The organism is Rhizobium laguerreae, from assembly GCF_002008165.1.
Classification (GTDB): Bacteria; Pseudomonadota; Alphaproteobacteria; order Rhizobiales; family Rhizobiaceae; genus Rhizobium; species Rhizobium laguerreae.
In genome coordinates, this window is the sequence record NZ_MRDM01000003.1 from 89354 (window position 1) to 103635 (window position 14282).

The 14282-nt window shown below is 60.7% G+C and carries 9 protein-coding genes; 1 reads left to right on the top strand and 8 read right to left on the bottom strand.

All coding sequences use genetic code 11. From position 1 onward, the window contains the following. Window positions 1-162: 162 nt before the first annotated feature. Both BS630_RS03970 and BS630_RS03975 read right to left on the bottom strand, forming a co-directional pair. Window positions 163-2781 carry an autotransporter family protein gene (locus BS630_RS03970; protein ID WP_183594622.1) on the bottom strand — a complete coding sequence of 873 codons (2619 nt, stop codon included), beginning with the start codon at window positions 2779-2781 and terminating at the stop codon, window positions 163-165. 712 nt (window positions 2782-3493) lie between these two features. Then, window positions 3494-5242, bottom strand: coding sequence for a methyl-accepting chemotaxis protein (locus BS630_RS03975; protein ID WP_077976373.1), 1749 nt, complete (start codon window positions 5240-5242; stop codon window positions 3494-3496). A 790-nt stretch (window positions 5243-6032) separates the two neighbouring features. Between BS630_RS03975 and BS630_RS03985 the strand changes: the two genes are divergently transcribed. Continuing rightward, window positions 6033-6917, top strand: coding sequence for a universal stress protein (locus tag BS630_RS03985; RefSeq protein ID WP_077976374.1), 885 nt, complete (start codon window positions 6033-6035; stop codon window positions 6915-6917). Between the two features lie 487 nt (window positions 6918-7404). Here BS630_RS03985 and BS630_RS37250 read toward each other — a convergent pair whose 3' ends face one another. The 6 genes from BS630_RS37250 to BS630_RS04015 all read right to left on the bottom strand — a co-directional run bounded on the left by BS630_RS37250 (window position 7405) and on the right by BS630_RS04015 (window position 14104). Beyond that, window positions 7405-7557 carry a hypothetical protein gene (locus BS630_RS37250; RefSeq protein ID WP_167383821.1) on the bottom strand — a complete coding sequence of 51 codons (153 nt, stop codon included), beginning with the start codon at window positions 7555-7557 and terminating at the stop codon, window positions 7405-7407. 42 nt (window positions 7558-7599) lie between these two features. Continuing rightward, entirely contained in the window at window positions 7600-8262 is a 663-nt protein-coding gene (locus tag BS630_RS03990; protein ID WP_183594624.1) for a CBS domain-containing protein, read from the bottom strand. Window positions 8263-8572: 310 nt separating this feature from the next. Further along, window positions 8573-10957 (bottom strand): phosphoketolase family protein, encoded by a 2385-nt coding sequence (locus BS630_RS04000; protein ID WP_077976375.1) that lies wholly within the window; start codon window positions 10955-10957, stop codon window positions 8573-8575. 10 nt (window positions 10958-10967) lie between these two features. Beyond that, entirely contained in the window at window positions 10968-12140 is a 1173-nt protein-coding gene (locus BS630_RS04005) for an acetate/propionate family kinase (protein ID WP_077976376.1), read from the bottom strand. Beyond that, window positions 12133-12486, bottom strand: coding sequence for a hypothetical protein (locus BS630_RS04010; RefSeq protein ID WP_077976377.1), 354 nt, complete (start codon window positions 12484-12486; stop codon window positions 12133-12135). Before BS630_RS04010 ends, BS630_RS04005 begins: the two co-directional genes overlap by 8 nt. Continuing rightward, a complete protein-coding gene (locus BS630_RS04015) occupies window positions 12467-14104 on the bottom strand; it encodes an MBL fold metallo-hydrolase (RefSeq protein WP_077976378.1) in 1638 nt (545 codons plus the stop codon). The genes BS630_RS04010 and BS630_RS04015 overlap by 20 nt, the downstream gene beginning before the upstream one ends. Window positions 14105-14282 lie beyond the last annotated feature (178 nt).

The window sequence follows — 14282 nt, forward strand, 5'->3', positions numbered from 1 at the left end:
TCATCCTTGATCTAAGTCAAGCAGGCGAAAACGGCGACTGGATCGCGCGCGCCTTACAAGGTCCGGCTGCCTTCATTCCCTAGAAGGGCAATTGCAGGTCATCCCAATACTATAAAGCGGGAAATTGGGCGCCAACTTCACTGATGCGTGACACACATGCCGCTACCACTTCACGCTGAATCCGATCTTGGCGCCGATGGCGTTGCTGTCGCCGAAGTCCTTGAGGCTGGTGCGGGCAAAGGCTTCACCGTGGGCTGAGTAACGCTCGTCAGACCAACTGAGCGAGCCGCCCATGCCAAGGCCTCCCCAGAGCGCCTGGTTCTCACTGACGACGCTGGTCCCCGAGACGTCGACATCCGAGCCGTCGAGGAAGTCGTAATAGAGATTGGCGATGCCGTAGAGCGTCGAGCGGCTGGTCTTTCCGGCGTCGTCCTTCCACTCGCTGTCAAAATCGGCCGAGATGCCGAGGCGGCCGGTCAGGCTGTCGCCGTCATCGAGTGATACATCGGCGCCATAGGCATCGGTGAAACTGTCGAAGCGCACGGAGGAATAGGCGAGCTGTGCCTCCGGCGTCAGCGACCACTGGCTCGTCAGAGCGACCTTCTGTCCGGCTTCGATGCTGAGCCCATAACCGAGGCCGTCATTGCCGTCGGCAAGCGAAGTTTGAAGTGTCGAGGATTTGAGGTCGCTGTCGTACCAGGTGACGGCAGCCTGCGTATCGACGTAGAAGCCGCTCTCGCCGTACCAGGTCAAGGTGCCGTCGAAGCCATAACCTGTGGTGTCGATGTCGCCCTTGCCGAAGCGCGAGGAGATGTCGGCCGAAGCGGTGTTCATATGAAAGTTGATCCCGCCGATCAGGGTGCCCGCCTCGCTTTCGCGCAGCACTCCGTCGAAACCCGCCTGCAGCGTCCAGCTGCTGACGTCATAGTCGGTGCCGGTGGTCGAGCTTTCCGGCTCGAAGTGCGAACGGTTACCGCCGACGCGGGTCCAGATCCCAGTGGCGGCGGTGTTGGCGTCCTGATCGGCGGACCGACCTCCGTCGACCATCCACCCGCCGGTGCGCTGGCGTAGCGTGCCGAACTGGTTGAGGCTCTGCAGCACGCCGGCATAGGCCTCGTAGAGCGGCACGCCCGGCGCATAGATCGGTCCGATCGCGGCGCCCGCGGCATCGAGTTCGGTCGAACGAAGATACCAGTCCCCATCGGCAGGTGTGCTCACGCCGCCCTGGTAGAGGCGATAGGCATAGGCGCCGCCCACCACGGCCTGATCGCCCTCGAACACATAGTCGCCTTGCAGCGAGAAGCTGCCGGCCGAGGTGCCGCCGACATCGACGATCTTGATGCCTTCGACCGTCTGCGCGCCGCCGCCGCCGAGATTGATGACCTTGACGTCCGTTGAGCCCGCGGTATTGCCGGTCACCACCAGACGGTCAGTCGGCGAGGCATCGCCGCCGAGCTCGGCTTCGATCTCGAGCGTCCCGCCAGTGCCCGTATAATTGCCTGCGACCGTCAGCGTGCCGATCGAATTGCCGGGTGCCAGCACGCCGGCATTGCTCACATCGCCGAAGATCGTGCCGGAGCCGCCGAGAATGCCGGTCCCCGATGTCGTGACCGGGCTGGTGATCGAGCCATTGACGGCAAGCCGGCCACCGGTCACGGTCGTCGCGCCGGTATAGGTGTTGACGCCCGACAGCGTCTGACTGCCGCCGGTGACGGTCAGCCCGCCCGTGCCGCCGATGACGCCTGCGAAGGTGTCGTTGCCATTGGCGATCGTCAGGGTTTGGGCTCCGAGCAGCACGCTGCCGCTGCCGGCCAGACTCTGGATGGTCGGGGCCGCGGCCGCCGAAACGTCAAAAGTGCCATCGGCGACGACCCGGCTGGAATTGACGATGGCGCCGGCGCCGGAGAGCGCGAGGCCGCTGCCGAAGTCGATCTGCGTCTCACCGGTATAGATGCTGTTTGCCAGCAGGCTGAAGACACCGCCACCGGTGATGCTCAGGCCGCCGACGCCTGAAAACCCCGACGCCGCGTCGGTTCCCACCGCAAAACCGGCGGTATTGATCGTCAGCCCGCCCGCGAGCAGATTGAGCTCGGTGCCGGAAAATCCGTTGATGAAGGTTGGGTTAGCCGCCGTAGCGCGCAAGATACCATCGTCGAAATTGGCCTGGCTCGCGCCAAAACTGCCCCGGAATGCACGAGTCTGCAGTAAGCCCCCGCTGCTGACGTTGAGCGTGCCGGAGGCCGAGGCGTTAACTCCCAATTGCGTGCCGGATCCGCCGGTGGTGACTTGGCCGCCGTTCTCGATGTTAAGTATGCCAGCGCCACTGAGCCCAATAGCGAACGATCCGCCGGTTATATTCCATTGGGAACCCGACCCGGTGACGGTTACGATCCCTGTGGTGCCGATCCCTTGCCCCATCCGCGCGTTCAAACTCGTCAGACTGCTGCCGTTCTGGATCGTTAAGATTCCTGGTGGTGAGCCGCCGACCCCAACGGACGTAATACCCGCCGAGGTGCTCACAGGCCCCGTGATGCCGAGGACGGCCTCATTTTGCGCCGGCACGGGCGTTGAAGCAATATTGACGGTTTGTCCTATGGGAACGACGCCGCCGCTCCAATTGCCCGCGTTCATCCAATCGGTGCTGGTCGCGCCAATCCAATCAGCAGCTTTAATCGTCCCCGCGGACATTGCCATCAACGCCGCGCCAGAGACGCCCGCCAGCAGCCCGCGCAGATTGAGGGACAGTCTGCGCATCTGGTTGCTGGCTTGCAATGTGCCCATGATCGTCCCCGGAATCGTTAGACAGAACACTACGGTAGGTGAGCCACAGAAGAGAGACAACCTGGGGGTACAGATAAATAGCTGTCGGGTTGAAATTTCTCATCGACCTAAAGGGAGTTGCAAGATTGCAACTTCCCCGGGGAGACGGCATGTGATCGCACAAAAAGTCGTCGAACCCACGTTAGTTCACGGCGCATCGCTCGCCCGCCCCAAGAGCACTGGGCGCCTCAGGAGCTGGGCCCGCAGCGAGGTGCATCTTCTGCTAGCACGCGGTCGCAGAATCCGGCTTCTCTGTCGTCGTGCCGGAGGATGCCGAATTGCCGGGTTGGCCTGCTTGCCTGGATCTCCTTTTTGCTTCACCAGGGCTGGTGAGAGCCGGACTTGTCTCGGAACCTGCCTTGACGGGTTCCAAGACGTCGCTTGGGAGAGATGCAAGTAGATCGTTTGGAGTATTGGACCGGAGCATGACACCCCAACGATTGGCAAGAGCAGAGCGTCTCCCAACCGTGAACGCCGCCGACCGCACTTCTCCATAGCCTGGAGCCCTACATGGTGCTCCTGGAGCACGACGTCATTCTCAGCGTTGTTACGTCGACGACGCCGTTGTTCCCGCTAAGCGAGCTTTGGGCCGCTGATCTTCCTCCTGGCATGGACAAATTAATGGCGGGAACTCACCCTTGAATCTTGTCCCAGCCGTCTGAAAGAGCAGACGTTATGATCCCATGGAATTCGCCACTTTTGCTATCATTAGCCGAGCTGGCGAGACCGCCGGTGTGCGGGTCGAGCTGGCGATGCTGAGGTGGCGCGAAGTAGTCCGTTCGGGGCCGCCGAGCTGGAACGCTTCTATTAGTTGACGAAGCCGCGTTGTTTCCTGCGCTAGGCTCGCGCTGGCGGCATTCGTCTCTTCCACCATAGCGGCATTCTGCTGAGTGACCTGATCCATTTGATTGACCGCGGAATTCACTTCAGACAAGCCGGTCGCCTGCTCTCTAGCCGAGCTAGTGATGGCCTCCATATGCTCGTTCACTGCAATGATGTTCTGTTGGATCGTTCGAAGTGCCTCGCCAGTTTCACTCACGAGCTTCACTCCGGTACTGACTTCGTCGGACGAGTTTCGAATAAGGTCCTTGATTTCCTTTGCCGCCTGAGCAGAGCGCTGAGCAAGCTCGCGGACTTCCTGTGCGACCACAGCAAATCCCTTGCCGGCGTCTCCGGCGCGGGCTGCTTCGACACCGGCATTCAGGGCCAATAGGTTCGTCTGAAATGCGATCTCGTCAATCACGCCGATGATGTTGGAGATCTGTCTGGAGGAGGTTTCGATGCGTGACATGGCACCCATCGCGTCGGCAACGACTTTACCCGAACGCTCCGCGTTATTACTTGCCGTCGATGCGGAATGGCGAGCCTCGTCTGCCCGTTTTGCGGCGTTAGCAACATTTACGGTGATTTGATCGAGTGCGGCAGCGGTCTCCTCAAGTGAGGCTGCCTGTTGCTCTGTTCGCCTCGACAGATCTTCGGCGCTTTGGCTGATCTCGCGTGTTCCGGTATCGATCTGACTGGTCGATTGAGCTACAGCGCCGAGCGTGTTTCTCATCTGGCTCAACGCTTCATTCATCGTGCGCCGCAGCCCTTCGAAATCTTCGGCAAAGGGATCATCGAGGGTGAAGGAGAGGTCACCTTGCGCGAGTCTGGCGAGGGCAGCGCCAATCGCATTTACCGCCTGTACGCGTTCCGTCACGTCGGTTGCGAACTTGACAACCTTCGTAACCTTTCCCTTGGCGTCTAAAATCGGATTGTAGGAGGCATTGATGACGGCGACCTTTCCATTCTTGCCGTATCTGGTGAATTCGGCCGCCTGGAATTCGCCGCGGCGCAACACCGCCCAAAATTCCTTGTATTCTTGTGACTGGGCGTATCCAGGGTCAACCAGCATGCTGTGATTGCGTCCTTTGATCTCGTCCAGTCGATAGCCAAGCGTCTTCAGGAAATTATCATTCGCGGTAACGATCTCGCCCTCCATAGTGAACTCGATAATGCCTTGGACGCGACTAATCGCAGCCATTTGCCCCCGGTAGTCGAGATTCTGAAGGCGTTCCTTGGCGTTCGCCCATTCCACGACGAACCCGCTCGTCTTGTCGCCTTTACCAAGTGGTGTGACGATGAGGTCGAAGGCGCGATGGCCAACCCAGATCGTTGCCCTATGCTGGGTCCTCAGCGCTGCAAGCATATGACGCTGGTGAGACGGGTTTTTGTGAAAGATATCGATATTGCTGCCGACAAGCTTGGCCAAATCGAAACGCGGCAATTCTTTCTTCAAGTCGGCCTCGGCCTCCTTGAGGAGCTCCATGACGGCATCGTTCATGTACCGTATATTGAGGTCGACGTCGGCGATCATGATGTTCGCGGTAATCAGCTTCAACGAATTAGTCTGCATGCGCGAGATTTTGGAACTGCCGAACATCTCAATTGCCCCTTTGCGTCGCCGTTTGAAAGCACTCGCGACGCCGCGGCAGGAATGCGCAGCGAAACGTGAATGTTAGGATACCCTAAAGATAAATGTTTAAATTTCAGTAACTTAGCATTTGTCAATAAAGGTGCGCTAACCCCCCGCAGGGCTTGAATAAGGGAGATAGCGGTTGCCCCTCGGTTGTTGCCAAGTCCGAATTTATCCCCGGAAAAACCGCTATGCCGTCGCTGCGCCCAGCTGGCGCCCATCAGTCAAAGGGAGCCGAATTGCGACTGCCGGCAGGTGTAGCCAGTCTGGCAACGACCGGTGATCGCCTTCTGGTGCCCCTGCTGTGGACGTGGGTTAAGCATTGCGTTGCAACTCAATCGAGACCGCGCCTCGAACATAGGACGATCTACCCTGCACCCACCATGCAACGGTCGTGTTTCGCATGCATGGACAACTCGGCGGGGGCAAGGGACGGACCTTAAAAACGAAGATGCAGAGCTCTCTCTATTCAAGAAAGTGTCCCGAAATAGCTTGGCTCCTACATGCGCTCAGACATCGGATATGAACCGCCAAGGGCACGAGGCACTATGCCTAAACACGCAGTGCGGTGAGAGTTTTTGTAAAGGCAATGGCGTTTCAGGGAAGACGAGTTCTGCACGGAAGCCACCCTCGGCGCGATTTTCCAACGTGAGCGTCAGATCGTACACCGCTGCAATCTCCGAAACAATGGCAAGACCCGTGGCCAGAGAAGCCGGAGCGCCGGCAATTGCGTTACATCAATGCCGAGTCGAGACGAATGGAGATAGATGATTGCAATGGTGGCGGTCCGCGAGAGATGGAGCAGGACATGACGGCACAATATTTTCTCCCGCTGGCAACATATCCCGATTCAAGTTCCGGATTGATCATTTCAAATGCTGTAACGTTTGCTGGCTATTACAGCGCGCATCTTCACGCGTGGGCGCTAACAGTCGCGATTCCGCACATCCCCAACGCATGGTCGTCGTTGCTGCTCGATACTCCGAAGATGATCGAGCATGCAGAGACTCTGAGCCGCGATCGAGCCGCAACGCTGGTTTCATCGGCAACGAACCTCGCAGCGAGCGCCGCGGTCGAATTATCTTGTCGAACGGTGAAAACCACCTTGCCCCTATTGCACGACACGGCTGCCACGGAAGCACGTTTTTTCGATCTGGCTATTCTCGAATGTATCGCGGACGTTCCGGATACTCGCATTATCGCCGAGGCGGTCATATTCGGCTCGGGCCGGCCAGCCATCATCTTTCCCAACAAGACCCTTGCAGGCCCAGTCGACCATCTGGTTATCGCCTGGGACGGAAGCCGAGCCGCCGCTCGGGCTGTCAGCGATGCAAACCCATTCATTCACAAGGCCAAGCGAGTCTCGGTCCTCTCTCTGACAGGCGAAAAGCCGCTGCCGGAGCCAAGTGGAGCGCAGCTTGCTGAGATCCTGGTTTCAAGCGGCGTCAATGCAAGCGCAACGGTCGCTCGCTTTACCTCGTCATCGATCGGTCAGAGCATTCAGCAAACAGCACTGGAACTGAGCGCCGATATGCTGGTCATGGGAGGATTTGGACACTCGAGGTTGCGAGATTTCGTCCTGGGCGGAGCAACCGATGGCGTGTTGCACGAGCCTCTTTTGCCCGTCCTCATGTCACATTGACGAACTGTCCTCGCCGTCGCTTACGACCGGTTCGGCTGCTATCGAGCGGCTGGACCTTTCCGGGTTCGAACGGTGTGGACATTACTGGACGAGATCGCCCTCTGAGTTGCGCGCTGCCCTCGCCACGTCCCTGCAGGACGGGCTGATGTCCGGCGAAGCGGATGAACGCGTGCGACAGGTTCGGGCGGAACTCCCCTTCTCCGGGGAAAGCGGCGGAGGCATGATCGAGGGTGAACTTTATCGTGCCCTCCACCGTCCCAGCGCGAGATAGAGGCTACGATAAAAAGAAGCAATCCGTATGACGCTTGCTGGGTCGCCTCATTGACGATCCGACGCTGGAATTCGAAACCCGCGCCGATAACAAACAGGCAAGGGACAGCCCGGCGTTCAACACCTATGACGCCTTCCCGAACCTGTCGCGCTTCCGGTCTTTTGCGAGAAGCGACCCGGCAGTTCAATCTTGGGGGGCAAAATGTTCATCGCGCTCTCATGGTTCAGAAAGAGAGCGCTCGACGCGCTCGCTTCGAGAGCCGTCGAGTGGCTTCACCAGCAGGACGCCCACGACCGTCCCGACCATGAGGACCAGGATGACGAGGAGAAGCCTTGAGATGACGGCGTCTGCGATGACTCTGACAAACATGACGGAAGCTCCGGGGGCGATTTCATCGCTTGAGGGAGCTCATCATGCGGAGGCCAGGGTGATCTTGTTCGCCACGCCGCCGACGCCGCGGACGCTTTCCGCAGCCACCCTGGCCGCTGCGCGTTCCAGCTCCGTCTCGACCTCTCCTTTCAGGGTGACGATCCCGTTCAAGACGGTCGCTCTGACCATGGGGGCGGCTATTTCGAGCTCGGATTCCAGGCGGCAACGAACAGCGGTCCCGATGGCCTCGTCGCCGGAAGCGGTGCACTGCCGAGGAACATCGAGAAGCGCCCGCATCAAGTCGCGACGGCTGATCATTCCGGCGAGCCTGCCGTTCTCGACGACGGGGAGGTGTTTGATGTCATGGGCCTGCAGCAGTTCGGCGAGTTGGCTGGCGGTGGCTGTCCGGGTGGTGCTGACGACGGGTGTCGACATCACGTCCTTGACGCGCCAGCTTCGGGCCTTCACATAGTCCGCCAGCGCATCTTCGCGGTCGCGCGTATGCGGTACCGCCCGTCTCGCCCAAGACGACGCCACCCGACGCAGCAGGTCTCCCTCGGTGACGATGCCCGTGAGCCGTCCTTCGCCATCGACGACGGGCACCGCGCCGATCTTGCTGGCGTTGACGATCTCGATTGCTTCCCTGACGTTGTGTCCCTCGTCGATCGTCGTCACGGGGGTCGTCATGATGTCTCTGGCAAGCATCGCGCTGTCTCCTTGTTAACCGGACAATTAAGGAGCCAACACACGTCGAGCGCATTGACGTGGATCAAGTCGGACACGAGAGGCCGTCTTCGTGGGCCGCGCGAGGACTCCTTGGGATCGCATCGGCTGCAGAGCGGGAAGGACTCGAAACAGGCTGAAGCTGACGCTGCAAAGCCTGCGGTTGCCGTGGAGGGCACCCCCGGTCGACGACGAGTTTGCCACCTCGCACTCGTCCTCTCTCCTGCTTGCTGGCGTCGCCGCGGCAGTATCGCTGGTGGCAGTTGATACCTAATTCCGGTCCTTGGTCGCCCTAGGAGGAGCGTGCCCAGCGCCAATTCCGGATTTCCGGCATGTCTTCTCCACGCTCCCTCACGAACGCCCGGTGCGCGTCGAGCTTTGCATGCAGGTCTGCGATCACATCTGGGACCTTTTCGGCGAGATCGGGCACCCGCGCGATCGCCTCGAGAGCGAGATGATACCTGTCCACCTCGTTCAAGACGGTCATGTCGAACGGCGTCGTCGTCGTGCCCTCCTCCACGAACCCGCGTACGTGGATGTTGCCGTGATTGGTGCGCCGGTACGTCAACCGGTGGATGAGATAGGGATAGCCGTGGTAGGCGAAGATGACCGGCCTTCCCTTCGTAAAGATACCATCGAACCGCGCATCGTCGAGACCATGGGGGTGCTGCTGGGGGTCTTGCATTGCAAGCAGGTCGACGACGTTCACCGTCCTAATTTTCAAGTCGGGTATCGCCTCGTGCAACAGCATCACAGCCGCGAGCGTCTCCATCGTCGGCACGTCTCCCGCACATGCCATCACGACGTCAGGCCCGATCGAATCCTTCTCGAAGCTTGCCCACTCCCAGACGCCAATGCCCTCCTCACAATGCTTCACGGCCTCGTCGATCGTAAGGTACTGGGACTCCGGCTGCTTGCCCGCCACGATCACATTGATACGGTCGTAAGTCCTCAGGCAGTGATCGCCGACCCACAGGAGCGTGTTGGCGTCTGGCGGTAGATAGATACGGACGACGTCTGCCTTCTTGTTGGCGACCAGATCGACGAAGCCGGGGTCCTGATGCGAGAAGCCGTTGTGGTCCTGTCGCCAGACATGCGACGTCAGGAGGTAGTTCAGCGACGACACAGGCTCCCGCCAATCCAATCCTCGCGAAACCTTGAGCCACTTGGCATGCTGGTTGAACATCGAGTCGATAATGTGGATGAAGGCCTCGTAGCATGAGAAAAGCCCGTGGCGGCCGGTAAGGAGATATCCCTCCAGCCAGCCCTGGCAGAGATGTTCGCTGAGAACCTCCATCACCCGTCCGTCTCTGCCAAGATGGACATCATAGTCTTCAATTTCTTGCATCCAGACGCGGTCCGTCTGCTCAAAGACGGCTCCCAGCCGGTTCGATTCGGTCTCGTCCGGCCCGAAAATCCGGAAGTTTTTGGCCTCGGCATTGAGCCGCATGACGTCCCGCAGATACCGTCCTAAAATCTCTGTCGACTGGACCTGGGAAGCGCCACGAACGTCGACCGAGACCGCGTGGTCGCGAATGTTTGGTAGCTGCAGCTCCCGGCGCATCCGTCCACCGTTTGCATACGGCGTCGCTCCCATACGCTTCTCGCCACTCGGCGCCAGCGCCCGCAGTTCCGGCCGGAGACGGCCGTCGGCGTCAAACAGGTCCTCTGGGCGGTAGCTCCGCATCCACTCCTCCAGAATCTGTCGGTGCGCGTCGTCGCCCCTGCAGTTTGCGACAGGCACCTGGTGGGCGCGCCAGAAACCCTCGACCTTCTTGCCGTCGACCTCCTTCGGCCCGGTCCATCCCTTAGGGCTGCGAAGCACGATCATCGGCCACCGCGGCACGCCGGCCGTCGGCGACCCGTTCCTCGCCGACGCCTGGAGAGATTCGATGGTGTCGAAGGCCCGGTCGAAGGCGGCCGCCATCTGCCGATGCATGTCCGCCGGCTCGTGGCCCTCGACGAAGATCGGCTCATAGCCAAATCCAACGAACAGGCTGCGGAGATCCTCGTCGCTGGTCCTCGACAGGATCGTAGGATTGGCGATCTTGTAGCCGTTGAGATGGAGGATCGGCAGCACCGCACCGTCGCGGGCAGGATTGAGAAACTTCGTCGAATGCCAGGCAGCCGCAAGCGGGCCAGTCTCCGCTTCGCCGTCGCCGACCACGCAGGCTACCACGAGGCCAGGATTGTCGAACGCGGCGCCGAAGGCGTGGACCAGCGCATATCCGAGTTCGCCGCCTTCGTGGATCGAACCGGGGGTCTCCGGGGCGACGTGGCTGGGTATGCCTCCAGGAAAGGAAAACTGCCTGAACAGCTTACGCATGCCGTCGGCATCCTGCGAGATGTCGGGATATACCTCGCTGTATGTCCCCTCCAGATAGGTGTTGGCAACCATTCCCGGCCCGCCGTGGCCAGGCCCGCACACATAAAGGACATCTCCGTCCCGAGCCTTGATGACGCGGTTGAGATGGGCGTAGATGAAGTTGAGGCCGGGCGTCGTTCCCCAATGGCCGAGAAGGCGGGGCTTGATGTGTTCCGGCCGAAGCGGCTCGCGCAGAAGCGGATTGTCCATGAGATAGATCTGGCCGATGGACAGATAGTTAGCGGCCCGCCAGTAGCGGTCGATGAGTTCGAGCTCGCGCTCGGTGGGCGGTGGGCTTCTACGTTCAGACATGTTGGTATCCTTAAAGCCTGTGGCGGCTGATGACTTCGATCGCTTCGTCGGCGATCACCTGTTCCTCGTCGGTCGGAATGACGAGGGCGACGATTTCGCTTTCTCTTGCGCTGATCACGGTCGCGTTCATCTTGTTCGCGGGCTCGCTCAACGAGAGACCCAGCCAAGTCAGATGGTGGGCGACGCCAGTGCGTATCTCTGGCTGATGCTCGCCTATGCCGGCGGTGAAGACGACGGCGTCCACGCCGCCCAGAGAGACGGCGAGCCTTCCTATCTCGCCGGCAATCCTGAAGCAGAAGAGGTCGAGGGCTTCCCTGGATGCCGGATGGAAGTCCTGCAGCAGGACACGGACGTCGCCGCTTTTGCCCGAGACGCCGAGCAGGCCGCAACGGTGATAGAGGAAATCCTCAAGACGATCCGCGTCGTGGAAATTGTTGCGCAGAAGATGGACGACGGCGCCCGGATCGAGCGAGCCTGGCCGGGTCGACATCGGAATTCCGTCCAGCGGGGAGAAGCTCATGCTGGTGTCTATGCTCACGCCGTCGACCATACCGCAGAGGCTCGCGCCGCTTCCAAGATGCGCACAGATGACACGGCCGGCGGCCAGGTCTGGATCGTGTTTCCTAAGCTCGCCGGCGACGTATTTATAGGAAAGACCGTGGAAGCCGTATCTGCGGACCCCGGCGTCGTGCAACTCTCTTGGAATGGCGAGCCGTGCGGCAAGACTGCTCTGCGACGAATGGAATGCGGTATCGAAGGACGCGGTCTGCGGTATGTCCGGATATGCGCTCCGCACTGCGCGGACGATGGCAAGTGCCGGAGGAAGGTGCACCGGCGCAAGATGCGTCAGGTCTTTCATTCTGAGGACGACCTTGGGTTCCAGCAGAACGGGGCCATCGAAGACCTGTCCCCCATGGACGATGCGATGGCCGGCAATCACGGGATCGAATCCTCTGCGGACGATGCAATCGACGACCTGCGAAACCAGCCGCGCGTCGATCGCTGTCCCGGACGGAAGATCGACAGTCTCGTCCCCGTACGAAGATCGAAGGGTGAATCTTGACTGGTCTCCGAGCGTGGCAACACCGCCTCCCAGCCGGAGTGCCCGACCGTCCTTCAGCCTGAAGACGCCGACCTTGAGGCTGGAGGATCCGGCGTTGAAAGTGACGGCAACCCTATCCATGGCCGGGAGCCCTGGAGCGTGCCGTCCCAGCAGACTTCGCAGCCACCTTCGTTGCAGCCTGCCTGGCTGCCTCCTTGCTCGCCTCCTCGAAGAATTCGCATGCGTACTCCAGGGCGGCCTTCTCGTCTTCCGACGACAGACCGAGCGGCGCGCACTGCTCCTTCATGGCCCGCAGGACCTTCTTCTTCAACGCGGCGATCGCAAAGGAATTCTTCGAAGCGAGAACCTCCCGCAGGCAGGTTATAGCGACGACCTCCAGGACGATAAGCTTGCCTTGCACCTCCCCCTGGCTCGGTATCGCGAAGCGTTCTCCGCCGCGCTTGCAGTCACGATCCATGATTAACATTGCCGTTCCTCCTCCCCTCGGCAGCCGGAACATCGTCCGGGTCCAGTGCGCGCCGAAGCTTGCGCAGCACGACCGCGCGGCCCTTCTCGTCGGCGACGGATTTCAGACAATCGGACAGGTCAAGAACGAACCGCTGATAGTCGTTGTTCCAGTCAGGCCTGCCGGGCACGACCGGCCTGATACGTGCGGGCGTCCTGTCTTCGATGAGGCGTGCACCCGCCGGTGCAAGCTCATAGGCGTCGTCCAGCGACGGGCAGACGACCTTTGCGGAAACTTGCTTCTGGAGCCGCGCGGACATCGCTTCACGAGCGTGCTCCTCTCCATGAACGAGGAATATTGCCTTCCGGATCGGTTCCCGACCGGCAACCCACGCATCGAGTTCGCTTGCATCCGCATGTCCGCTGTAGGCGTCGAGCGTGGCCATCCTGGCGCAGACGTGAATCTCCTCGCCCTGGATGCGGACGTCGGTCGCGCCCTCCTGCAGGATGCGGCCGAGCGTCCCCGCCGCCTGAAACCCGACAAACAGCACGGTGCACTCCGGCCGCCAGAGCCAGTTCTTCAGGCGGTGGCGGATCCTCCCCGCCTCGCACATTCCGCTTGCCGCGATGATGATGTGAAAGCCCCGCACGAGATCGAGGGCCTTCGACTGCTCGGCCGTCTCGGTGAAGCGGACGTTCGGCGCGTTGAGCGCGCGAAGGAACGCCTTGCCGCCGTGACCGAGGTCGGCCGCATGCTTCTTGAATGCCTCGGTCGCTCGCGACGCGAGCGGCGAGTCAATCATGATTGGGCACCGCGGCACCTCTCCCTCGTCCATGAGGGCGACAAGATCGGTCAGCACCTCCTGCGTCCTCTCGACGGCAAAGGAGGGAATCAGAAGAACCCCGCCGGGGCTGTTCGAGCTCGCCACCACGTCGCGCAGCCGGTCCCGTCGAACCTTCAGGGCGTACTCTTCCCGTTCCCTGTCTCCGTATGTGCTTTCGCAGATGAGGTAGTCGACCCCGGAAGGCGCCCGAGGGAGAATTTCGAACAGCTTGTTGCTCGCGCCGACGTCACCCGAGAACAAAATTCTTGTCGCCGCGTCGGCGCCGGGCGTCTCGACTTCGATCGATGCGGAACCCATCAGGTGTCCAGCATTCCAGCAACGGAATCTCACGCCGCCAACGGTCTCCCGCCACTCGCCATACTCGACCGCGATGAACTGCGGCAGCATGCTGCGGGCGTCGTCGGCGGTATAGATGGGCTCCACCGTCTCTCGCGCCCTTCGGCGATTCCTTCGGTTGAGCTGTCGGACCTCCGACTCCTGGATATGACCCGAATCCTGCAGCATGATCGTGCAAAGGTCGATCGTTGCCGGCGTTGCAAAGATCGGTCCTCCATATCCCGCCTTCGCAAGTTTCGGAAGCAGCCCCGAGTGGTCGATGTGCGCGTGCGTGAGCAGTACGGCGTCGATCCGCGATGGTTCGAAGGGGAATGACTTGTAGTTGAGCTCCTTCTCCGACTTCGAGCCCTGGAACATTCCGCAGTCGATCAGAATGCGCGTGCCACCGGTCTCTAGAAAGAAGCATGATCCGGTGACCGACCCCGCGGCGCCGTGGAATTGAAGGATCGGATTGGCCATGACAACTCCTGTGTGTTGTGGGGCACTTTATGGCACCTCGGACGACCGCACGTTGACGAAGGTCAAAGACATGTTCGCGGCTCGGCTGATGGTCAAGTTCGGTGAGATGCGGGCGTCGCCAGGTCCAATTGACCAAGCGCAACGCGCGAAATTTCAGGTGGCGCATCATACCCCGCGG

Bases quoted from the DNA above. Each gene is read 5' to 3' on its own strand.
- BS630_RS04010 (WP_077976377.1), bottom strand. From the start codon at position 12,486: ATGTTAATCATGGATCGTGACTGCAAGCGCGGCGGAGAACGCTTCGCG.
- BS630_RS04005 (WP_077976376.1), bottom strand. From the start codon at position 12,140: ATGGATAGGGTTGCCGTCACTTTCAACGCCGGATCCTCCAGCCTCAAG.
- BS630_RS03975 (WP_077976373.1), bottom strand. From the start codon at position 5,242: ATGTTCGGCAGTTCCAAAATCTCGCGCATGCAGACTAATTCGTTGAAG.
- BS630_RS03970 (WP_183594622.1), bottom strand. From the start codon at position 2,781: ATGGGCACATTGCAAGCCAGCAACCAGATGCGCAGACTGTCCCTCAAT.
- BS630_RS04000 (WP_077976375.1), bottom strand. From the start codon at position 10,957: ATGTCTGAACGTAGAAGCCCACCGCCCACCGAGCGCGAGCTCGAACTC.
- BS630_RS04015 (WP_077976378.1), bottom strand. From the start codon at position 14,104: ATGGCCAATCCGATCCTTCAATTCCACGGCGCCGCGGGGTCGGTCACC.
- BS630_RS37250 (WP_167383821.1), bottom strand. From the start codon at position 7,557: ATGTTTGTCAGAGTCATCGCAGACGCCGTCATCTCAAGGCTTCTCCTC.
- BS630_RS03990 (WP_183594624.1), bottom strand. From the start codon at position 8,262: ATGCTTGCCAGAGACATCATGACGACCCCCGTGACGACGATCGACGAG.
- BS630_RS03985 (WP_077976374.1), top strand. From the start codon at position 6,033: ATGGAGATAGATGATTGCAATGGTGGCGGTCCGCGAGAGATGGAGCAG.